At 68.1% G+C, this 21114-nt stretch carries 23 protein-coding genes and 1 tRNA gene; 14 read left to right on the top strand and 10 right to left on the bottom strand.

What is annotated here, in order from left to right; all coding sequences use genetic code 11:
* Window positions 1–162 precede the first annotated feature (162 nt).
* From QTI68_RS36715 to QTI68_RS36700, 4 genes are read right to left on the bottom strand one after another with little or no spacing between them, the layout of a single operon-like run.
* Window positions 163–939 carry a glycosyltransferase family 2 protein gene (locus QTI68_RS36715; protein ID WP_286529155.1) on the bottom strand — a complete coding sequence of 259 codons (777 nt, stop codon included), beginning with the start codon at window positions 937–939 and terminating at the stop codon, window positions 163–165.
* Window positions 906–1703: a lysophospholipid acyltransferase family protein gene (locus tag QTI68_RS36710; protein WP_286529154.1), complete on the bottom strand. Its 798-nt coding sequence runs from the start codon at window positions 1701–1703 to the stop codon at window positions 906–908. Before QTI68_RS36710 ends, QTI68_RS36715 begins: the two co-directional genes overlap by 34 nt.
* Window positions 1704–1719: 16 nt before the next feature.
* Window positions 1720–2751 carry a chorismate transformation FkbO/Hyg5 family protein gene (locus QTI68_RS36705; protein WP_286529153.1) on the bottom strand — a complete coding sequence of 344 codons (1032 nt, stop codon included), beginning with the start codon at window positions 2749–2751 and terminating at the stop codon, window positions 1720–1722.
* Complete coding sequence (locus QTI68_RS36700; RefSeq protein ID WP_286529152.1) at window positions 2748–4106, bottom strand: NAD(P)/FAD-dependent oxidoreductase; 1359 nt, start codon at window positions 4104–4106, stop codon at window positions 2748–2750. Before QTI68_RS36700 ends, QTI68_RS36705 begins: the two co-directional genes overlap by 4 nt.
* Before the next feature lie 166 nt (window positions 4107–4272).
* Here QTI68_RS36700 and QTI68_RS36695 point away from each other — a divergent pair, with 166 nt between their 5' ends.
* From QTI68_RS36695 to rng, 8 genes are all read left to right on the top strand, one after another.
* On the top strand, window positions 4273–4998 hold the full coding sequence (locus tag QTI68_RS36695; RefSeq protein ID WP_286529151.1) for a YebC/PmpR family DNA-binding transcriptional regulator: 726 nt from the start codon (window positions 4273–4275) through the stop codon (window positions 4996–4998).
* Between the two features lie 26 nt (window positions 4999–5024).
* Complete coding sequence (gene purD / locus QTI68_RS36690) at window positions 5025–6320, top strand: phosphoribosylamine--glycine ligase (RefSeq protein ID WP_286529150.1); 1296 nt, start codon at window positions 5025–5027, stop codon at window positions 6318–6320.
* Complete coding sequence (hemF, locus tag QTI68_RS36685) at window positions 6320–7246, top strand: oxygen-dependent coproporphyrinogen oxidase (protein ID WP_286529149.1); 927 nt, start codon at window positions 6320–6322, stop codon at window positions 7244–7246. The genes purD and hemF overlap by 1 nt, the downstream gene beginning before the upstream one ends.
* The gene (gene nadD / locus QTI68_RS36680) at window positions 7237–7857 is read left to right on the top strand and encodes a nicotinate (nicotinamide) nucleotide adenylyltransferase (protein WP_286529148.1); all 621 of its coding nucleotides are present in this window, start codon (window positions 7237–7239) and stop codon (window positions 7855–7857) included. Before hemF ends, nadD begins: the two co-directional genes overlap by 10 nt.
* A complete protein-coding gene (rsfS, locus tag QTI68_RS36675) occupies window positions 7857–8522 on the top strand; it encodes a ribosome silencing factor (RefSeq protein ID WP_286529147.1) in 666 nt (221 codons plus the stop codon). Before nadD ends, rsfS begins: the two co-directional genes overlap by 1 nt.
* A complete protein-coding gene (gene rlmH, locus QTI68_RS36670) occupies window positions 8519–8986 on the top strand; it encodes a 23S rRNA (pseudouridine(1915)-N(3))-methyltransferase RlmH (RefSeq protein ID WP_286529146.1) in 468 nt (155 codons plus the stop codon). The genes rsfS and rlmH overlap by 4 nt, the downstream gene beginning before the upstream one ends.
* Window positions 8983–9597 carry a Maf family protein gene (locus tag QTI68_RS36665; protein ID WP_286529145.1) on the top strand — a complete coding sequence of 205 codons (615 nt, stop codon included), beginning with the start codon at window positions 8983–8985 and terminating at the stop codon, window positions 9595–9597. Before rlmH ends, QTI68_RS36665 begins: the two co-directional genes overlap by 4 nt.
* A gap of 67 nt (window positions 9598–9664) precedes the next feature.
* Window positions 9665–11191 carry a ribonuclease G gene (gene rng / locus QTI68_RS36660; RefSeq protein WP_286529144.1) on the top strand — a complete coding sequence of 509 codons (1527 nt, stop codon included), beginning with the start codon at window positions 9665–9667 and terminating at the stop codon, window positions 11189–11191.
* Window positions 11192–11198: 7 nt separating this feature from the next.
* Here the strand turns inward: rng and msbA are convergent, their stop codons facing one another.
* Window positions 11199–12983, bottom strand: coding sequence for a lipid A export permease/ATP-binding protein MsbA (msbA, locus tag QTI68_RS36655; protein WP_286529143.1), 1785 nt, complete (start codon window positions 12981–12983; stop codon window positions 11199–11201).
* Window positions 12984–13127: 144 nt separating this feature from the next.
* On the opposite strand from msbA, the gene tolB reads away from it, so the two are divergent.
* The 5 genes from tolB (at window position 13128) to QTI68_RS36630 (ending at window position 16667) form a co-directional block, all read left to right on the top strand.
* Window positions 13128–14444, top strand: a complete 1317-nt coding sequence (tolB, locus tag QTI68_RS36650) for a Tol-Pal system beta propeller repeat protein TolB (RefSeq protein ID WP_478138509.1) — start codon at window positions 13128–13130, stop codon at window positions 14442–14444.
* Between the two features lie 20 nt (window positions 14445–14464).
* Window positions 14465–14977 (top strand): peptidoglycan-associated lipoprotein Pal, encoded by a 513-nt coding sequence (pal, locus tag QTI68_RS36645; RefSeq protein WP_286529142.1) that lies wholly within the window; start codon window positions 14465–14467, stop codon window positions 14975–14977.
* Window positions 14978–14979: 2 nt separating this feature from the next.
* Window positions 14980–15732 carry a tol-pal system protein YbgF gene (ybgF, locus tag QTI68_RS36640; protein WP_503011800.1) on the top strand — a complete coding sequence of 251 codons (753 nt, stop codon included), beginning with the start codon at window positions 14980–14982 and terminating at the stop codon, window positions 15730–15732.
* A gap of 4 nt (window positions 15733–15736) precedes the next feature.
* Window positions 15737–16546 (top strand): tRNA threonylcarbamoyladenosine dehydratase, encoded by an 810-nt coding sequence (locus tag QTI68_RS36635; protein ID WP_286529140.1) that lies wholly within the window; start codon window positions 15737–15739, stop codon window positions 16544–16546.
* A 45-nt stretch (window positions 16547–16591) separates the two neighbouring features.
* A tRNA-Lys gene (locus QTI68_RS36630) sits at window positions 16592–16667 on the top strand.
* Window positions 16668–16769: 102 nt separating this feature from the next.
* On the opposite strand, the gene QTI68_RS36625 is transcribed toward QTI68_RS36630, so the two are convergent.
* Genes QTI68_RS36625 through QTI68_RS36605 form a run of 5 tightly spaced genes read right to left on the bottom strand, consistent with a single transcriptional unit; the run spans window position 16770 to window position 18937 of the window.
* Window positions 16770–17915, bottom strand: a complete 1146-nt coding sequence (locus QTI68_RS36625) for a tyrosine-type recombinase/integrase (protein WP_286529139.1) — start codon at window positions 17913–17915, stop codon at window positions 16770–16772.
* 2 nt (window positions 17916–17917) lie between these two features.
* Complete coding sequence (locus QTI68_RS36620; RefSeq protein WP_286529138.1) at window positions 17918–18136, bottom strand: DUF4224 domain-containing protein; 219 nt, start codon at window positions 18134–18136, stop codon at window positions 17918–17920.
* Window positions 18133–18378, bottom strand: a complete 246-nt coding sequence (locus QTI68_RS36615; protein ID WP_286529137.1) for a hypothetical protein — start codon at window positions 18376–18378, stop codon at window positions 18133–18135. The genes QTI68_RS36620 and QTI68_RS36615 overlap by 4 nt, the downstream gene beginning before the upstream one ends.
* Entirely contained in the window at window positions 18375–18782 is a 408-nt protein-coding gene (locus QTI68_RS36610) for a Lar family restriction alleviation protein (protein ID WP_286529136.1), read from the bottom strand. Before QTI68_RS36610 ends, QTI68_RS36615 begins: the two co-directional genes overlap by 4 nt.
* A complete protein-coding gene (locus tag QTI68_RS36605; protein WP_286529135.1) occupies window positions 18779–18937 on the bottom strand; it encodes a hypothetical protein in 159 nt (52 codons plus the stop codon). The genes QTI68_RS36610 and QTI68_RS36605 overlap by 4 nt, the downstream gene beginning before the upstream one ends.
* Here QTI68_RS36605 and QTI68_RS36600 point away from each other — a divergent pair.
* Complete coding sequence (locus tag QTI68_RS36600; protein ID WP_286529134.1) at window positions 18927–21113, top strand: phage tail protein; 2187 nt, start codon at window positions 18927–18929, stop codon at window positions 21111–21113. The two genes, QTI68_RS36605 and QTI68_RS36600, sit on opposite strands and share 11 nt — an antisense overlap.
* The last annotated feature ends 1 nt before the right edge of the window (window position 21114 follow it).

Raw genomic sequence — 21114 nt, 5'->3', positions numbered from 1 at the left:
AGCGGTGCGCGGAAAAAGGGCCGCGCGTGTTTGAGCGAAGCGAGTTTGCGCGGACCCCGCGTACCGCGAGCAGCGCAGGGCAGCCGCGAAGCGGCCGGTGACGTCGGCCGGCCCGGGGCATACCGCCCGCCGCCGCCGTCCCCCCGCTCACCCCACAGGCGCTCACGCCTGAAACGGCGCCACCCCCCGCAGCTTGCGAATCACCAACCCCGGCAGCCGCAGCACGAACTCCACCATCAGCCGCGTGTGCATCCAGGTCAGCAGCAGGTTGTCGCGCCCATAGCGGAAGTGCGACACGCCGCCTTCTTCCGCCGTGAGGTACTTCACCGGCGCATCGATGTTGACCGGCTTGACGCCACGCCAAGCCAGCCGGACCACCGCTTCGGTGTCGAAGTCGAAGCGGCGCATCCACGGCTGCCGCGCCATGACTGCGATCAGGTCCGCCACCGGGTACACGCGAAAGCCGTAGAGCGAATCGCCCACGCCCGCAAACAGCGTCTCCAGCTGCGTCCAGCCGTTCGAGACCCGGCGTCCGCGCACCCGCAGCAGCGGGGCGCTGGCATCGAAGACCGGACGGCCGAGCACCATCGTCTCGGGACGCGCCTGCGAGGCCTGCATGAACGTCGGGATCAGGTCGGCCGGATGCTGGCCGTCGGAATCCATCGTCAGTGCGTGGGTGTAGCCGGCCTGCTGCGCCTCGCGCAAGCCATGCAGCACGGCGGCACCCTTGCCCTGGTTGTGCGGCAGCACCCGGACCCGCAGCCCGGGGTCGTCCGCGGCCATGCGCTGCAGCCGCTCGCCGGTGCCGTCGGTGCTGCCGTCGATCACCACCCACACCGGGTTCCACTGCGCACGTGCCGCCTTGACCGTCGAGAACAGGCGTTCTCCTGTGTTGTAGCTCGGGATCAGGACAAGGTGGGTGCGCGAGACGTCTGGCATGCGGGCTGCGCGTCGGGGGCGCGCTGTTCCATGGATTGGCGGTAATAGAGTTCGATCTGCTGCAGCAGCGCGTTGCTGTCCTGCGAGGGCGCGAATCGCTGGCCCAGGCTCAGGCGGAACACGATCGGCAGCGGCGGCACCCGCCACAAGGGCCAGCCCTTGCCCAGGTAAGGCGAATCGGTGTCGATGAACACGGTCTGAATCGGCGCCTGCGCAAGCTTGGCGATCAGCGTGACACCCGGCCTGAAGCTGTTGAGCGGCGGCGTCACGGTGCGCGTGCCCTCGGGGAAGATCACCAGCTGGCCGCCGTTGCGCAGGTCGTCGACCGCCAGCCGCACCATCGTGCGCGCCGAGTCGTTGCGGATGTAGCGTGCCAGCCGGGCGCCCGCGCCCAGGAAGATGTTGCGCATCAGGTCGGCCTTCATGATGCAGGCGCTGCGCGGCAGGCGGGCCACCAGCAGCAACGCGTCGAGCATGGTCGGATGGTTGGCCACCAGGATCAGCCCGCGTTCGTCGCGCAGGGCGTCGAGGCAATCGGCGTCGATGCGCATCATGCCGCTCAGCGACGCGGCGGCCCAGAAGAAGCGGTAGGCGAAGGCGATGGCGCGGCGGCCGAGCGCGCGCCCGGTGGCCACCGGCAGCACCGGGTAGAGCAGCATCGCCGCGATGTTCCATGGCAGCGAGATGGCACCGAGCAGCACCAGCAGCGCATACAGCGGCAGCGCGAACGGGATCGACAGTCCCAGACGAAGCAGCCGGTTCATCGATGGCCTCGACCCATCAGGGGAGCAGGGCGCCGCGTGCCACCGCATGGGCCTCGATCTCCACCAGCAGGTCCTGGCGGCAGATGTCGGCTTCGAGGTAGACCGCGTGGCTCACCGTGTGCGCCGCCGGGCCCAGCGCGGCTTCGAGCGCCTGCCGCACCAGGGGCGCATCGGCGGCATGGCGCACGTAGACCACGCAGTCGAGTGCCGACAGATCGAAGACGGCGCTGGTGCGCGCATTGGCGGCCGCGATCACGGCGGCGAGGTTGCGCAGCGTCTCCTCGAGCTGCGGCAGCAGCTGGCCCACGTGCACGGTCTCGTGGCCGACGATGCTGGCCGTGCCCGAGATAAAGAGCGCGACGTCGCCGCCGCCGATCTCGGCCAGCGCCGCGCGCGAGAAGGTCGGTGCGCGCGGCCCGTAGGCCGGCGGATAGCGGTAGGCGGAGACCTGGCGCGGGTTCTCGACCGCCAGCGGGGCCGTGCGGCCGGCCAGGAAGCGGATGCTCAGCGCGCCCTGGTGGATGCCCAGCGCACAGGCCGCCGGGGCGCCGTCGAAGGCCGCCTGGCCGGCGTCGACGAAGGCCTGCTGCCGTCCGGCATTGAACTGCCGGTAGCGCTCCAGTCCGCCGCCGTCGCCGTTGATCTGCGGCAGGTAGTTCCAGATCCGCAGGAGGTGGGCGCAGCCGGTGGCTTCCAGGGCGGCGAACAGATCGCGGTAGGCGCGCTCGGCCAGGGCGGCGACGCCGCTCTGCTCGACGTTCTCGTCGAGGTCGATGGCGCCGAGCATCCAGTGGCCGTCGCAGCGCCAGCGCACCACGCCGGTGGTGCCGGACTCGATGTGTTCGCTGGCATGCCAGACATCGGCCATCGGGGGGCCGTCGGTCAGCACGCGGGCGTTCACGGTCGGCATCCAGGCGAGCCCGTCGGGCGTGCCGTAGCCCAATGCGCCGAACAGTGCCGGGCTGTCGGTGGCGAGGGCCAGGCCCTGCGCCAGGCTGAGGCGCTGCACGCGCAGGGGCGGGGTGGTCAGGGGGAGTCGTGCGGTCACTGGGCCTCGACGATGTTTTCGCCGGCGAGCGGCCCGAGATCGCGGATGTTGCGCCGGCGGCGCTGCCAGGCGTTCCAGGTCCGGCGCGGATGCGCGGCGCTGACCGCGAAGTAGATCGTCTTGAGGACGCGCAGCGAGCGCCAGATGGGCGTCTTGCCGTAGATGTCGCCGGCCAGCAGCGACATCAGCGCCTCCTTGACGCGCAGGGGGTTCGATGGGTACATGAAGAACTCGCGCATGGTTGGATTCGTGACGCGGAAGATGAACCACGAGAACTCCCGTGGGCCCTTGCGCATTTCCGCCTCGAAGCGTCGCCGTTCGGCCGCCGCTCGGGCGGGCTGGTCGAGCGCCGTGGCGACCACCTCGGCGCCGACGAAGGCACTGTGCATCGCCAGGTAGACGCCGGAGGAGAACACCGGATCGATGAAGGCATAGGCATCGCCCAGCATCAGGTAGCGCTCGCCGCTGCAGTGGGTGCTGGTGTAGGAGTAGTTGCCGGTGGCGTAGACCGCGTCGTCGACCAGCGCGGCGTCTTTCAGGCGCTGCACCAGCGGCTCGCACATCGCGATCGTGTCGGCGAAGAAATCCTTCAGCGGCTTCTTGCGCGACTTCAGGTAGTAGGGCCAGCAGACGGCGCCCACGCTGGTGCTGCCGTCGGCCAGCGGGATGTACCAGAACCAGCCGTGCTGGAACCAGAAGATCGTGATGTTGCCCTCGAGCTTGCCCGGCGCCCGCTCGGCGTTCGTGAAGTGGCCGAACAGCGCCGAGCTGTTGTGCTTCGGGTTCTTTTGCTTGGCCTTGAGCTTGTTCGACAGGAAGGTGTCGCGGCCCGAGGCATCGATGACGAAGCGTGCGCGCCACCGGCGCTGCGCGCCGTCGTCCAGCACCGCCAGCACGTCGGCGCCGTCGGCGTCGAAGGCGACCTCGCGCACCCGGCAGCCTTCGACGGCCTGGGCGCCCTGGGCGGCGGCATGGCGGAACAGGATCTCGTCCATCTCGGAGCGCCGTACCTGCCAGGCATAGGGCATGGTCTTGTCCCAGGCCTCGGAAAACTCGAGCCGGGTGATGTGGTCGTGGTCCGGCGAGACGAACTCGACGCCCCATTTGGGCATGCCGATGCGCTCCAGTTCGTCGCGCAGGCCGAGCTTGTCGAACAGCGCCACGTTGGCCGGCAGCAGCGATTCACCGATGTGGAAACGCGGGTGGTGCGCCTTCTCGAGCATCACGACTCTGCGGCCCTGGCGGGCCAGCAGGGCGGCGGCCGTGGCGCCGGCCGGGCCGCCGCCGATGACGAGCACGTCGCACTGCGCGGGTTCGGGCGAGCCAGGATCGGCGGTCGGCGGGGGATTGTTCATGCGCGGGGGCTGGAAGGCTGGAAAAGTGGGTCGCGCAGGGGCGCATCAGGCTCGGATTATCCCCAAAAGGCACTGGCGCTCCTGTCAGACGGCCCCGGCAGTTGCGTCCGCCGGACAGTAAACTCGCTGCCTGGTTTGAAAACACAAGATTGCGAGAGATAGAGCCATGGCCGGACATAGCAAATGGGCGAACATTCAGCACCGGAAGGGCCGTCAGGACGAAAAGCGCGGCAAGCTCTGGACCCGCGCCATCCGTGAAATCATGGTCGCCGCGCGCACCGGTGGCGGCGACCTGGGCGGCAACCCGCGGCTCAGGCTGGCGGTCGAGAAAGCCAAGGCGGTCAACCTGCCGATCGACACGATCAAGCGCAACATCGACAAGGCCACCGGCAATCTCGAAGGCGTCAACTACGAGGAAATCCGCTACGAGGGCTACGGCATCGGCGGCGCCGCGATCATCGTCGACACCATGACCGACAACCGCGTGCGCACCGTCGCCGAGGTGCGCCATGCCTTTTCCAAGCATGGCGGCAACATGGGCACCGAAGGCTCGGTGGCGTTCCAGTTCAAGCATTGCGGCCAGCTCGTGTTCGGGCCCGGCACCAGCGAGGACAAGGTGATGGAAGTCGCGCTCGAGGCCGGTGCCGAAGACGTGGTGAGCGACGACGACGGCGCCATCGAGGTGCTGACCGCGGTCGGCGATTTCGAGGCCGTCAAGAACGCGCTCGAGGCCGCCGGCCTGAAGCCCGAGGTGGCCGAAGTCACCATGCGGGCCGAGAACACCATCGAGCTCGCCGGCGAGGAAGCCGCCCGCATGCAGAAGCTGCTCGACGTCCTGGAAGACCTGGACGACGTGCAGGATGTCTATCACAACGCCGCGCTGTCCGAATGACGGCTTGGCGAAACGAAAGCCCGCGAATGAAGGTACTGGTGATTGGAGGCGGCGGCCGCGAGCACGCCCTGGCGTGGCGACTGGCGCAGTCAGACCGGGTCAGCCGGGTCTACGTGGCGCCGGGCAACGGCGGCACCCGCTCCGATACGCGCTACGAATGCGTCGACATCACGGCGCCGGCCGACCTGCGGGCCTGGGCCCAGAAGGAAAAGATCGGCCTGACCGTGGTCGGCCCCGAAGCGCCGCTGGCCGCTGGCGTAGTCGACGAGTTCCGCGCCCACGGCCTGCGCATCTTCGGCCCGACCCAGGCCGCGGCGCAGCTCGAAAGCTCGAAGGCCTTCTCGAAGGCCTTCATGAAGCGGCACGCGATCCCGACCGCCGAATACGAGGCCTTCACCGACGCCGCGGCGGCGCATGCCTACGTCGACGCCAAGGGCGCGCCGATCGTGGTCAAGGCCGACGGCCTGGCCGCCGGCAAGGGCGTGGTGGTCGCGATGACGGCCGCCGAGGCGCACGAGGCGATCGACTTCATGCTGCTCGACAACAAGTTCGGCGTCTCGCACAACGAGGGCGGGGCGCGCGTCGTGATCGAGGAGTTCCTGACCGGCGAGGAGGCCAGCTTCATCGTGCTGTGCGACGGCCAGAACGTCACGGCACTGGCCACCAGCCAGGACCACAAGCGCCTGCTCGACGGCGACGAAGGCCCGAACACCGGCGGCATGGGCGCCTATTCGCCGGCCCCCGTGGTGACGGCCGAGGTGCACGCCCGGGCGATGCGCGAAATCATCCTGCCGACCATCCGCGGCATGGAGAAGGACGGCATTCCCTACACCGGCTTCCTCTACGCCGGCCTCATGATCGACGCCAAGGGCCACCCCAAGACGCTCGAGTTCAACTGCCGCATGGGCGACCCCGAGACCCAGCCGATCATGCTGCGGCTCAAGTCCGATCTGTTCGAGGTCTTCTGGCACGCCACCGACGGCACGCTCGACCAGGTCGAGCTCGAGTGGGACCGCCGGGTCGCCCTCGGCGTCGTGATGGCCGCGCACGGTTATCCGCTGGCGCCGCGCAAGGGCGACCGCATCTCGGGCATTCCGCCGGAGGCGCCGGACGCCGTGGTGTTTCACGCGGGCACCACGCTCGACGGCGGCGAACTCACGACCAGCGGCGGCCGCGTGCTCTGCGTCACGGTGCTGGCCGACAGCGTCAAGCTGGCGCAGCAGCGGGCCTATGCGGTGGCGGCTCGGATCCAGTTCGACGGCGCCCAGTACCGCAAGGACATCGGGCATCGCGCGGTCCAGGCGCGCGGCCGCGAGGCCTGATGCCAACCGCCGACGACAGCCGACCCGAGGCAGTGGCCGCCTACCTGCGCGGCCTGCAGCGGCACATCGTGGAGGCGGTCGAGACCGCCGACGGCGGGCGCTGTGTCCGCGACCCGTGGCACAAGGCGCCGGGCGAGCCGCTGCAGGGCAGCGGCCTGACCTGCATCCTCGAAGGCGGCGCACTGTTCGAGCGCGCCGGCTGCGGCTTCTCGCAGGTGCGCGGGCCGCGGCTGCCGCCCTCGGCGACCCAGCACCGGCCCGAGCTGGCCGGGGCACCGTTCGAGGCGATGGGCGTGTCGCTGGTCTTCCATCCGCGCAACCCCTACGTGCCGATCGTCCACATGAACGTCCGCATGCTCGCCGCGCTGCCTGCCGATGGTGCGCCGGTGTGCTGGTTCGGCGGCGGCATGGACCTGACGCCGTGCTACGGCTTCGAGGAGGACGCGGTGCATTTCCACCGCAGCTGCCGCGATGCCCTGGCGCCTTTCGGCGACGACAAGTACCCGCGCTTCAAGGCCTGGTGCGACGACTACTTCACGCTCAAGCACCGCAACGAGCAGCGCGGCGTCGGCGGGATCTTCTTCGACGACTTCGCCGAACCGGACTTCGACCAGAGCTTCGCGCTGCTGCGCTCGGTCGGCGATGCCTTCCTGCCGGCCTACCTGCCGATCGTCGAGCGCCGCCGCGGCATGCCCTACGGCGAGCGCGAGCGGGCCTTCCAGCTCCACCGCCGCGGCCGCTACGTCGAGTTCAACCTGGTCTGGGACCGCGGCACGCACTTCGGCCTGCAGTCGGGCGGGCGCACCGAGTCGATCCTGCTGTCGATGCCGCCGCTGGCCAGCTGGGCCTATCGCCTGCAGCCCGAGCCGGGCAGCCCCGAGGCGGCGCTCTACAGTGACTTCATCGTCCGGCGCGAATGGCTCTGACCCCCCTGCGCGTCGGTGTCTTCGGCGGGGCCTTCGACCCGCCGCACAACGCGCACGTGGCCCTGGTGCGTTCGGCGCTGGCACAGCTGGAGCTGGCCGAGCTGCGCATCTTCCCGACCGGGCAGGCGTGGCACAAGGCGCGTCCGCTGAGCGCCGCGGCCGACCGTCTCGCGATGGCGCGGCTGGCCTTCGAGGGCATCGAAGGCGCCGTGGTCGACGCCCGCGAGATCGAGCGCCCCGGGCCGACCTACACGCTCGACACGCTGCGCGAACTCCAGCGGGCGCAACCCGGCGTGCAACTGGTGCTGATCGTGGGCGCCGACCAGGCGCGTTCGCTGCCGCGCTGGCACGGTTACGAGGCGATCCTCGCGACCGCTATAATTTCGGTAGCTGATCGCGCACTGCCCACGGGCTCCTCCGGCCCATTCGATCCCGGAACGCTGGCACCCCTGCCGTCCGGCGCGCGATTCGAGCAACTCCAAATCCAGCCGATGGACACCAGCGCGACCGACATCCGGGCGCGCGCTGCGCGTGGCGAGGACCTCGATGGTCTGGTTCCGGCGGCGGTTGCACGCTATATTGACAGACACCACCTCTACCGACCCGCCTGATGACCACTGAAGCCGCCGCAAAAAAAGACATCCAGAAACTCCAGAGGGCCATCGTCGACGGGCTCGAGGACGTCAAGGCGCAGGACATCCAGGTTTTCGACACTGAACATCTGTCGCCGCTGTTCGAGCGCGTGATCGTCGCCTCGGGCACTTCGAACCGCCAGACCAAGGCGCTGGCCTCCAGCGTGCGGGATGCGGTGCGCGATGCCGGCTTCCACAAGCCGCGGGTCGAGGGCGAGGCGAATGGCGAGTGGATCATCGTCGACTGCGGCGCGGCCGTGGCCCACATCATGCAGCCGGCCATCCGGCGCTACTACCACCTCGAAGAGATCTGGGGCGACAAGCCGGTTCGCACCAAGCTCGGTGCCGCCAAGCCGGCCGTGGCCCAGGCCTCCGAAGAGAAAGCGCCCGCGGCCAAGAAGGTGCCCACCTCGCTGCGCCGCTCCAGCGCCGCCAAGACCGCGATCCGCTCGGCCGAGCAGGCCGCTAAGGCGGAAAAGCAGAAGCCCGCCGCCAAGAAGACCGCGGCCCGCAAGACGACCGCGGCCAAGTCCCCCGTGAAGACCGTGGTGGTCAACAAGGCGCCGGCCAAGAAGGCTGCCGCCAAGAAGGCCGCGCCGGCAGCGAAGAAGGCCGCACGCAAGACGACCTCGCCGAGGTCATGAAACTGCTGGTGGTCGCGGTCGGGCAGCGCATGCCCGACTGGGCGCAGACCGCCTGGGACGACTACGCCAAGCGCTTCCCGCCTGAGCTCAAGCTCGAACTGCGCGCGGTCAAGACCGAGCCGCGCGGCTCCAAGACGCTCGAAACCCTCTATGCGGCCGAGCGCGAGCGCATCGAGGGTGCGATCGCCAAGGGCATGCGGATCATCGCGCTCGACGAGCGCGGCACGGCGCTGACCACCAAGGCCCTGGCGGCGCGGCTGCAGGCCTGGCAAGGCGAGGGCGACGACGTGGCGCTGGTGATCGGCGGCCCCGACGGCCTCGACCCGGCATTCAAGGCGGCCGCGCACGAGCGCATCCGGCTGTCCGACCTCACCCTGCCGCATGCGATGGCGCGCGTGCTGCTCGTCGAGCAGCTGTATCGCGCGTGGTCGGTCAATGCCGGCCATCCGTACCACCGCGAATGAGTTCTCATCCACCGTTCATCTACCTGGCCTCGCAAAGCCCGCGCCGCGCCCAGTTGCTCGGACAACTCGGCGTACGGCACGAACTGCTGCTGGCCACCGCCGAGGAAGATGCCGAGTCGCTGGAGGCCGTGCTGGCCGGCGAATCGCCGACCGCCTACGTGCAGCGCGTCACGGCGCTGAAGCTCGATGCCGCCGTGCGGCGGCACGGGGAGCGCGGCCTGCCGCCGGCGCCGATCCTGTGCGCCGACACCACGGTGGCGATCGGCCGCACCATCCTCGGCAAGCCGGAGGACGCCGCCGATGCCGCCCGCATGCTGGCCTCGCTGGCCGGGCGCACCCACCGCGTGATGACCGCGATCGCCCTGCAGCATGGCGATCGGCGGCTGGCGGCCTTGAACGTCTCGCATGTGCGCTTCGCGGCGGTCAGTCCGGCGCGGATCGCCGCCTACGTCGCCAGCGGCGAGCCCCTGGGCAAGGCCGGCGCCTACGGCATCCAGGGCCGTGCCGCGGCCTTCATCGAACACATCAGCGGCTCGCATTCGGGCATCATGGGCCTCCCGATGTTCGAGACCGCCGAACTGCTGCGCCAAGCCGGCTTCGAGAGCTATTGAGACCTTGCGGGACAGACCAAGAAACTGCGCAGCAGTTTTTGCTCTGTCCTCAACTGACTAGAAAAACATGCAAGACATCCTGATCAACTGGTCCCCCCAGGAGACCCGCGTCGCGCTGGTCGAGCACGGCGCGGTGCAGGAGCTCCACGTGGAGCGCACGCTGGAGCGCGGACTGGTCGGCAACATCTACCTGGGCAAGGTGTCGCGGGTGCTGCCGGGCATGCAGTCGGCCTTCATCGACATCGGCCTCGACCGCACCGCCTTCCTGCACGTGGCCGACATCGTCGCCCCGTTCACGCCGGGCTCGCGGCCGAGCACCCAGGTGGCCGACCGCGACCATCGCAACGGCGGCGCCATGGTGCCGATCGAGAAACAGGTGTTCGAGGGCCAGTCGCTGCTGGTGCAGGTCATCAAGGACCCGATCGGCACCAAGGGCGCGCGGCTGTCGACCCAGATCAGCATCGCCGGGCGGCTGCTGGTCTTCCTGCCGCAGGACAACCACATCGGCGTCTCGCAGAAGATCCCGCCCGACCTGCGCGATGCGCTGCGCAACCGCATGCAGGCGCTGATCGAGGCCGCCGCGGCCGCCGACAGCGGCGGCGTGGTGCCGGCCAACACAGGGGGCTTCATCCTGCGCACCAACGGCGAGGATTCGAGCGATGCCGAACTGGCCGAGGACATCGCCTACCTGCGCAAGACCTGGACCCGGATCCGCGAACTGTCGGCGCGGATGCCGCCGATGTCGCTGCTCCACCAGGACCTCAGCCTGCTGCAGCGCGTGCTGCGCGACATGACCAGCGAGGACACCCAGACCATCCGCATCGACTCGCGCGAACAGTTCGATTCGCTGCTCAAGTTCGGTCTCGAATTCATGCCGCAGGCGGCCGGCAAGCTGCAGCTGTACAAGGGCGAGCGGCCGATCTTCGACCTCTATTCGATCGACGAGGAGATCGCCAAGGCGCTGGGCCGCCGGGTCGACCTCAAGTCCGGCGGCTACCTGGTGGTCGACCAGACCGAGGCCCTGACCACGGTCGACGTCAACACCGGCGGCTTCGTCGGTGCGCGCAATTTCGACGACACGATCTTCAAGACCAACCTCGAGGCCGCGCAGGCGATCGCCCGGCAATTGCGGCTGCGCAACCTGGGCGGCATCGTGATCGTCGACTTCATCGACATGGCGCGCGACGACCACCGCGAGCAGGTGCTGGCCGAATTCCGCAAGCAGCTGGCGCGCGACCGCGTCAAGACCACGGCCGGCGGCTTCTCGCAGCTGGGCCTGGTCGAGATGACGCGCAAGCGCACGCGCGAGTCGCTGGCCCACATGCTGTGCGAGCCCTGCCTGGCCTGCAACGGCCAGGGCATCGTGAAAACCGCGCGCAGCGTGGCCTACGACGTGCTGCGCGAGATCCTGCGCGAGGCCCGGCAGTTCACGCCGCGCGAGTTCCGCATCGTCTCGTCGCCGCAGGTGATCGAGCTTTTCCTCGACGAAGAGAGCCAGCACCTGGCCGGCCTGAGCGACTTCATCGGCAAGCCCATTTCGCTTCAGGCCGAGCCCGCGATGGGACAGGGCCAGTACGACATCGTGTTGCTGTAGCGGCCGTTCAGAGAATAGCCGGCTGGCCCGCCGGCGCTGAGCGCACGGCATTGTTCTGCAGCCGCGCATAGAGGCCGTCGAGCGCCATCAGCTGTTCGTGCGCGCCGTGCTCGGCGATGCGGCCATGCTCCATCACCACGATGCGGTCGGCATGCTGGATGGTCGAGAGGCGGTGGGCCACGATCAGCGTCGTGCGGCCCTGCATGAGGCGCTGCAGCGCTTCCTGCACCTGCCGCTCGGATTCGGTGTCGAGCGCAGAGGTGGCTTCGTCGAGCAGCAATATCGGCGCGTTCTTGTAGAGCGCGCGCGCGATCGCCAGGCGCTGCCGCTGGCCGCCCGACAACTGGGTCGCGTTGTGGCCCAGCACGGTGTCGATGCCCTGCGGCAGGCCTTCCACGTGGACGGCCAGGTTGGCGGCAGCGACGCATTCGAGCACGCGCTCGCGGTCGATCGCGGCACCGAGCGCGACGTTTGCCGCCAGGCTGTCGTTGAGCATCACCACGTCCTGGCTGACCATCGCGAACTGCGAGCGCAGGCTCGCGAGCTGCCATTCGCCGACCTCATGGCCATCGAGCAGCACCTCGCCGGCGCTCGGCAGCACGAAGCGCGGCAGCAGGTTGACCAGCGTCGTCTTCCCCGAGCCCGAGGGCCCGACGAAGGCGATCACCTCGCCGGGCTCGATCGCCAGGCTGACGCCGTCGAGCGCGCGCGCCTCGTCGTCGCCGCGGTAGTTGACGCAGACGCGGCGCAGCTCGATGTGGCCGGCCGCGCGTTCGAGCACGAACCGGCCCTGCGTTTCCGACGGAACCTCGTCGATCAGCGCGAGGCCGCGCTCGAGCGCCGCCAGCCCGCGCGTGATCGGATTGGCCATGTCGGCGAGGCGCCGGATCGGCGCGATCAGCATCAGCATCGCCGTCACGTACGAGATGAAGCCGCCGACCGTCAGCCCTTTCTCGCCGGCCTGCCAGAGCGCGATCATCACCACGATCGACAGCGCGAAGGCAGCAAAGAGCTGTGTCAGCGGGGTCATCGCGGCCTGGGCGATGGTCGATTTCACGGCCAGCCGATTGAGGCTGTGGCTCAGGCGTTCGAAGCGCTCGCTCTGGCTGGCTTCGGCGCGGTGCAGGCGCACCATCTTGTGGGCGAGGACGTTCTCCTCGACCACGTAGGCCAGTTCGTCGGTGGCATGCTGCCCCAGGCGTGTCAGGTGGTAGAGCCGCTTGGACAGCACCTTCATGATCCATGCCACGCCGGGCACCATCACGCCGACGATCAGCGTGAGCTTCCAGTTCAGGTAGACCAGGTAGAACAGCAGCGCAATCGTCACGAAGCCGTCGCGCGACAGGCTCAGCAGCGCCTGCACCAGCAGCATGGCGCCGGTCTGCACCTCATAGACCACCGTGTTCGACAGGGTGCTGGCCGACTGGCGCGAAAACAGCGCGAGTTCCGCTTCGAGCAGGCGCTTGAACAGCATGCGCCGCAGTCCCTGCATGCCTTCGTTGGCGATCCGCGCGAGGGCATATTGCGAGATGAACTGCGCCACGCCGCGCACCAGGAAGAGCAGGATGATCGCCACCGGCACGATCCACAGCGCCAGCTGTCCGCGCGTGAAGCCGCGATCGAAGAGCGGCTTCAGCATCGCGGCCAGCAAGGGCTCGGTGAGCGCGGCGACCGCGGCGGTCGCGATGCCCAGCGCCCACCAGCGGCGCGAGCTGCCGAACCAGGTCATCAGGCGCGCGAGTCGTCGCGTCAGGGGGAGGCGCACCGTGTCGGTGGCGGGGGAGGGCTGCATGGCGGCGAATTCTACGGGGCGGATCCTGTAGGACCCGGCCGTCTCATACACGTTTTGTGACGACAGGGCCATCGCAACATGTACCATGTGCACTGTTTTTGTCCGAGACAAGAAACTTAAACCTCGGAAACCTCTCCGAACTGCATGAAAAAGCCGTTGCAAGACTTTCCCCCAACCCCTTCTTCATCGTTCTTCGCACGCCGCGCCCTGGTCGCGGCCCTCGCTGCCACCCCCGTGATTCCCGCCCTGGCCCAGTTCCGGGTCGAGGTCTCGGGTGTGGGCGTGACGCAGTTGCCGATCGCGATCGCGCCCTTCAGGGGCGAGGAGTCCTCGCCGCAGAAGATCTCGGCGATCGTGCTGGCCGACCTCGAGCGCAGCGGGCAGTTCCGCGGCGTCGACGCGTCCGGCCAGGCCCTCGATGAAAGCTCCCGCCCCGACCTCAGCTTCTGGCGCCAGCGCACCGCCGATTCGCTCGCGGTCGGCAGCGTCACGCGGCTGGCCGATGGCCGTTTCGACGTCCGCTTCCGGCTCTGGGACGTGGTGCGCGGGCAAGACCTCGGCGGCCAGAGCTACACCGTGCCCCAGGGCGATCTGCGGCTGGCCTCGCATCGCATCGCCGACTACATCTACGAGAAGCTGACCGGCGAGAAGGGCATCTTCTCGACCCGCATCGCCTATGTCACCAAGGGCGGGAGCCGCTACACGCTGTGGGTGGCCGACTCCGACGGCGAGAACGCCCAGGCGGCGCTCGCCAGTCCCGAACCGATCATTTCGCCGCGCTGGTCGTCCAACGGCAGCCAGCTCGCCTACGTGTCCTTCGAGTCGCGCAAGCCGGTGGTGTACGTCCACAACGTCGCCAGCGGCCAGCGGCGACTGGTGGCGAACTTCCGCGGCTCCAACAGCGCGCCGGCCTGGGCCCCGGACGGCAGCACGCTGGCCGTCACCCTGAGCCGCGACGGCGGCTCGCAGCTCTACACCATCTCGTCCAGCGGCGGCGAGCCGCGCCGTCTCACGCAGAGCAACAGCATCGACACCGAGCCGGTGTTCTCGGCCGACGGCGGCACGATCTACTTCGTCAGCGATCGCGGCGGTGCGCCGCAGATCTACAAGATGGGCGCCGGCGGCGGCAACCCGACCCGGGTCACCTTCAGCGGGACCTACAACATTTCTCCGTCGATCAGCGGCGATGGCCGGTGGTTGGCCTACATCTCGCGCGTCGGCGGGGCGTTCAAACTCCACGTGATGGAGTTGGCGACCGGCAACGTGCAGGCGATCACGGACACCACGGCCGACGAGCGTCCGAGTTTTGCGCCGAACAGCAAATTGATCGTCTACGCCACCAAGCTGCAGGGCCGCGAGGCACTGATGACCACGACGCTCGACGGCAAGATCAAGGCGCGGTTGGCGGGGCAGGCCGGAGACATCCGGGAACCGGACTGGGGTCCGTTTCAAAAGCAATGATTAACTTGAGGAGTCCGAAAATGTTGAAACGTACGATTTATTCGCTGGCCATCGTGGCCCTGATCGCTGGCTGCTCGTCCGGCACCAAGCTGAACGACACCCCGGTGGTCGACCGCGGTGCGGCGGGCCAGGGCGGCGGCGCTGCCAGCGGCGTGGCGCCGGTCACCATCGACCCGAATGCGCAGAATGCGCAAGGCCCGGTCGGCGTGGCACGGATCATCTATTTCGACTTCGACAGCTACACCGTCAAGCCCGAGTTCCAGCAGCTCATCGATGGCCATGCACGCTTCCTCAAGGCCAATCCGAACCGTCGCGTGTCGATCGAAGGACACACCGACGAACGCGGCGGCCGCGAGTACAACCTGGCGCTCGGCCAGAAGCGCTCCGAGGCCGTGCGCCGCGCACTGGTCCTGGTGGGCGTCAGCGACGCGCAAATCGAGGCCGTGAGCTTCGGCAAGGAAAAGCCGGCGGCGCAGGGCAGCGGTGAGGACGTCTGGGCGCAAAACCGCCGCGCCGAGATCACGTACCGCTGATGATGCGCGGCCTTACTTTGCGAGGCGCAGTCCTCGCAGCCGCGTTGCTGTGCGCTTCGCTGGGGGCCCAGGCCGCGCTGTTCGAAGACGACGAGGCGCGGCGCGCCATCCTCGACCTGCGCCAGCGGGTCGAGACCATGCGCCAGCAGGCCGAGCAGCGTCAAAGCGAGGAAAGCGCGCAACTGCGCCGCAGCCTGCTCGATCTGCAGAACCAGATCGAGCAGATGCGCGGCGACATGGCGCGCTTGACGGGCCAGAACGAGCAGCTCACGAAGACCGTCACCGATCTTCAGCAGCAGCGCCAGACCGACACCGACGCCCGGGCCAAGAGCAACGAGCCGTCCAAGGTCGCGGTCGACGGCCGCGAGTTCAATGCCGATCCAAAGGAAAAGGCCGACTTCGACGCGGCCCTCGGCATCTTCCGTGCGGGCCAGTTCGCGCAGGCGCAGACGGCGTTCGCCGACTTCGTCAAGCGCTATCCGCAGAGCGGCTACAACGCCTCGGCGCTGTTCTGGCTCGGCAATGCGCAGTACGCGACGCGCAACTACAACGAGGCCATCGCCAACTTCAGGTCGATGCTCTCGCTGGCGCCCGACCATGCGAAGGCACCCGAGGCCGTGCTGTCGATCGCGAACTGCCAGATCGAGCTGAAGGACACCAAGGCCGCACGCCGCACGCTCGAGGACCTGACCAAGGCCTATCCGCAGTCGGAGGCAGCGCAGGCCGGCCGCGAACGGCTGTCGCGGCTGCGCTAGCCCCTTGACCACCGCGAGCCCCGTCGTTGCCACGGACGACGCCGACCTGGCCCGCCGTTTCGGCGGGCTGGAGCGCTTGTACGGCGTGGCGGGCGCGGCCCGCATCCGCGAGGCGCACGTGCTGGTGGCGGGCATCGGTGGCGTCGGCTCGTGGGCGGTCGAAGCGCTGGCGCGCAGCGGGGTCGGGCGGCTGAGCCTGGTCGACCTCGACCACATTGCCGAATCCAACATCAACCGCCAGATCCACGCGCTCGATTCGACCGTGGGCCAGGCCAAGGTGGAGGCCATGCGGGATCGCATCGCGCACATCAATCCGGCCTGCAGCGTGCTGGCGATCGACGAGTTCGTCGAGCCCGACAACTGGCAGGCCCTGCTGGCCACGGCCGAGGGCGCGAACGGGCCGGTGACCGCGGTTCTCGATGCCTGCGATCAGGTGAAGGCCAAGCTCGCGATGGCCGCATGGGCGCGCGGCGCGGACGCAGGCTTCATCACCGTCGGCGCCGCCGGCGGCAAGCGCCTGGCGCACCGGGTCGAGATCGACGACCTCGCCCTGGTCACGCACGACCCCTTGCTGGCGCAGCTTCGGCAGCGACTGCGCAAGGCCCACGGCGCGCCGCGCGAAGGCCGCAAGATCGGCGTCGCATGCGTCTTCAGTCGCGAGAGCGTGGCGCCACCGGACGCCTCCTGCGCGATCGAGGGCGACGGCTCGCTCAACTGCCATGGTTATGGATCGGTGGTGGCGGTGACCGCCACGTTCGGGCAATGTGCGGCAGGGTGGCTGCTCGATCGGATTGCCCGAAATGTCACGTTATAATTTCAGGCTTTGCCGGATTCGACGCCGGCCAAGAACACTGGTATCGGGACGTTAGCTCAGTTGGTAGAGCAGCGGACTTTTAATCCGTTGGTCACAAGTTCGAATCTTGTACGTCCTACCAAGCTCCAGAGCGCTCACCGTAAGGGTTGAGCGCTCTTTTTTTTATAGCGCTATTTGCTTTCGAATTAAGCACTTTGCGGAACACACTTCCGCAAATCGCTGCTCATCGAAGCGGGCGGACCTTCTTTCCGACCTTGTGGCGGATGTAGTTCGCCGTCATTCCCTCGGTCGTGTGACCCAGCAGCGACTGCGCATCTCGGGTGCCGCGCTCGTCGTCAATATCCGTCGCCGCCTTCGCGCGCAGGTCGCGGAATTGGAACTCGGCCTTCGGCACATCCGCGGCGGCGCGCGCGTCGTCGAACCGGTCGCGCAGCATTGCCTTGGTCAGTGGCTTGCCTTCCTCGTTGACCAGCAGCGCCATCGCGTAGATCTTGTGCTCCGCCTCGATTGCGCGCTTGTATGCGCGGATCTCGATGATCAGGTCGGCCAGCAGGCCCTCGACCACGATCCGGAGCTTTTCCTTCGTCTTGCCCTGGCGCAGGCGCAGGATGCCGCCCGGCACCTCTCCCTCGATGCTCTTCTCGGTCACGCGCAGCACGTCGGCCGGCCGCTGGCCGATGATGTCTGCCAGGCGCAGGGCGAACTCCAGGGGCTTGCCAGACTTGTCGATGACCTTCTGCACGGTCTCGGCGTCGGGCGCGACGTCCCGGCCTTCCTCGTGGAAGCCGTCGACACCCGCGCAGGGGTTCGGCAGCTTCGTCAGGCCGTTCTCGCGGCAGTAGTTCCAGATGTGCGAGAACAGCGCCTTCTCGCGGTTGGCGCGGACATGCCCGACGTTGGCGGCGATCGGCTGCGCCGGCCGCCCGAGCCGGCGGCGCTCGGCGTTCCTGGCCTCGGCCAACTCGCGCGCGGCCTTCAGGCGCCATTTCTTGTACTGGCCGATGTGTAACGGCTCGATGCTGTCCAGCGGCGCCGGCGGGTCGCCGAAGAACTTGAGCAGCCAGCCGAGTTCCTTTTCGTTGTCCTGCTGGGTGCGCGGCGCCTTGTTCGGCAGCACGTCCTTGCGGTAGCCGTCGACCTTGCCGTAGCCGTCGAGCGCATCGACGAACGTCGGAGGCGCCTTGACGACTGGAGCGGGCTTGCTGGTGAGCTCGGCCCACTTGCTGACCGCGGCCACGTAGTCGCTCCCGAGCGGGATCTCGCGCCGCGGCTTCTCGCCCGTGTCCAGGTAGTAGAAGATCAGCTTGCCGCGTGGCCGGGCCCGCATGCCCTTCGGCAGGTTCGCCCACCTGGTCGGTTTCCGTCCCATCCTTATGCTCCTACGACTCGCGGCACCCACCCGCTGGTCGGTTTTTGCGCCAGGTGCGCCGGCTCCAGCCGGCCCTCGACTGTGGCGCGTGTCACGACCGGGTGCCCGGTGGCGCTGCGCCGAAATGGTATCCCCTCGGCCTTGAGCCACTCAATCTGCTTTGATTTCATGCGCCGGCCTGTGAACTGCTGGAGCTCGGCGTCGGTCAGGAACAGGCTCATGGGGCCTCCCTGATCTCGACGCTCACCCGAGGCACCGGCTCGACGCTGACGCTTCCGGTCACGTCCTGCACGCGCTCATCCCACACATCAACGGCGAAGCCGCAGCAGGCGCTAACGATGTGCGGGGCGGTCCTGCGCTCGATCAGATCGCCGTCCAGCGTTTCGCTCCGATAGACCTCGAAGTCGGCGAGGCGGATCTTGCACACGCCGCAGCCATTGCTGCACACGAATTCGAGGCTCATGGCTGCTGCTCCTTCTGTGCCTGGGCAAGAGCGGCGCGGACAACGGCTTCAACCGCGCTCCAGTGCTTGACAAAGGCCTCCTCGCCGGCCGCGTACTTCGGGACGAGCCCCTGCTTCACGGCTTCCTTGACGGCTGCGGCAAGCATTGCATCGCTCGGCTCTCCCTCCTGCGTGCCCCGACCTTGGAGGGCGGCGGCGCGGTTGTTCCATGCCTCCTCCGCTGTGGGTTCGTATCCCTCACATAGGTAGTCGGTCCCAATGTTGCACTCAGGGCAATAGACCTTGTAGTAGGGGACTGTCGCATGCGACCACAGCGATTCGTCCATGGTCTTCGCTCTGCAGGCATCTCCGCCGCAGAACGGGCACGGTGCCAGATCGCCTTGGGCTTGGGTGTCAGCGGTCATTGCACGGTCCTCAGTTGCGCCGGCTTCTTCGGCATGGTCTTGAGCACGAACTGCGCGGTGCCGAGGAGGCGATCGAATGCCTGTTCCGAGCCTTCGGCATTCGCCATCACGACGATGCCCCTGCTGAGCGGGCGGTGGGCCAAGGTGAGCGCCACCCCGGGCCCCAGCACCTTCCGCCTGATGGACCTGTGGAATCAGCCGATCAGCACGTTGGGCATGCCTGCGTTCGCGGGAGGCGGCAAGGTGGCCCGGGTCTATGAGATCGCCACTCCCTACGACTACACGCAGCTGCGCACGCTGAAGATCGTGCAGTCGGCCGACGTCCTGACGATCACCAGCCCCTACTACCCGCCCTACGAGCTGCGCCGCAACGGCGCTCTCGACTGGCAGATGGCGGCCATCCAGTTCGTGAATGCACTGGCCGCGCCGCAGTCCAACGGCAACGCGCCCAACATGATCAACCACGTCTACCGCGTGGTGGCCGCCGCCCCCAGCAATGGTGGCTTCTCGATCCCATCGGCGTCGGTCGCAGTTTTCAACGACTTCAGCGTGCCGGGCCGCTACAACCGCGTGACCTGGACCAGTACGCCAGGCGCCGTCTTCTATTTCGTCTACAAGTACAACGGCTCGCAGTGGGGGTTGATCGGCTTCTCGGCGTCCGGCACGTCGTTCGACGACGACGCCTCGGTGACGCCCGACTACACCGCCGCCCAGTACAGCGGGCCGAGCCCGCCGCCCACAGCCTTCGTTACCGCCGTCGCACCGGCGACCACCGGCGTCGCCGTGGTGCCCACCGGCGCCGGCGCGAAAGTCTACAAGTACGTGGTGACGTCGCTCAACACCGACGCCACCGAGGAATCCATCGCCTCGTCCGAGGTCTCCGCCACGAACGACCTCAACATCGCGGGCAACTTCAACACGGTCAAGTGGCCGCAGGTGCCAGGCGTCGGGCTCTACAACGTCTACAAGTCGCAGAATGGCATCTTCGGCTTCATCGGCCGCGCGAATGCCGACTGCACCTTCCTCGACGACAACATCGTCCCGGACACCGCCACCACCCCGCCGATCCAGCTGAACCCCTTCAACGGCGACGGAAACTATCCGCGCGCCGTGAGCTATCACCAGCAGCGCCGCGTCTTCGCCGGAACGATCAACGAGCCGCAGACCATGTGGATGACGCGCTCCGGGACCGAGCGCAACCTGGGCTACAGCTTCCCCTCGCGAGACGACGACACCGTGGTGCTGCGCGTGGTCTCGCGCGAGGCGAACACGATCCGCAGCCTCGTGCCGATGAACGACCTGATCCTGCTCACCTCGGGTGGCGAGTGGAAATGCGCGGCGGCCGACAGTGGCGCGATCACGCCGTCGAACGTCAGCGTGCAGCCCCAGGGCTACACCGGTAGCTCGGATGTGCAGCCCGTCACCACCGATCGCACCATCCTCTTCGCGCAGGACCGCGGGGGCGCAATCCGCGAGCTGCAATTCGCTTGGGAGCAGCAGGGCTACCAGACCAGCAATGTCTCGATCCTGGCGCCGCACCTCTTCGACTATCACCTGGTGGTGCAGATGGCCTTCAGCCGCTCGCCGCTGCCGTCGCTCTGGTCGGTGCGCAATGACGGCTACCTGCTCGGCATGACCTACGTGCCCGAGCACGAGGTGCGCGCCTGGCACCAGCACACCACGGACGGCACCTTCGAGTCGATCTGCTGCGTGGCCGAGGGCGACGAGGATGTGCTCTACGTCATCGTGAAGCGCTTCATCGCCGGGCGCACGGTGCGCTACATCGAGCGCAAGCACACGCGGCGTTTCGACACCCCGTCGGACCAGTTCTTCGTCGACAGCGGCCTCACCTACGACGGCGCGCCCACGGCAACCATCAACGGCCTCTACCACCTGGAGGGCAAGGAGGTCGCGCTCCTGGCCGACGGCGGTGTCTCGCCCCCGCAGATCGTGACGAACGGCTCGGTGTCGCTCGATGCGCCGGCCAGCAAGGTGCAGGTGGGCCTGCCCTATGTCTCGCAGGTGAAGACGCTGCCACTGTCGATTCAGACGGAGGCCTTCGGCCAGGGCACAGTCAAGAATGTGAACAAGGTGTTCCTGCGGGTGCTGACCTCCAACGGCTTCAGCGCCGGCCCGAGCTTCGACAAGCTGCGCTACTACCCGACGCGATTTGCGGAGCCGTATGGCTCTCCGCCGGATCTCGTGACGGGCGAGGTGCCACTCACGCTGAGCCCGACCTGGCAGCGCGACGGCTCGGTCTGCATCCAGCAGGACCAGCCGCTGTCCTTCATGCTGCTCGGCATGGCGATCGAAACCGCCACGGGGTCCTGAC

It is taken from the genome of Variovorax sp. J31P207, assembly GCF_030316965.1.
GTDB classification, from domain to species: domain Bacteria; phylum Pseudomonadota; class Gammaproteobacteria; order Burkholderiales; family Burkholderiaceae_C; genus Variovorax; species Variovorax ginsengisoli_B.
The sequence above is the reverse complement of the archived record's forward strand: the minus strand, read 5'-3'. Positions and strand labels throughout refer to the sequence as shown.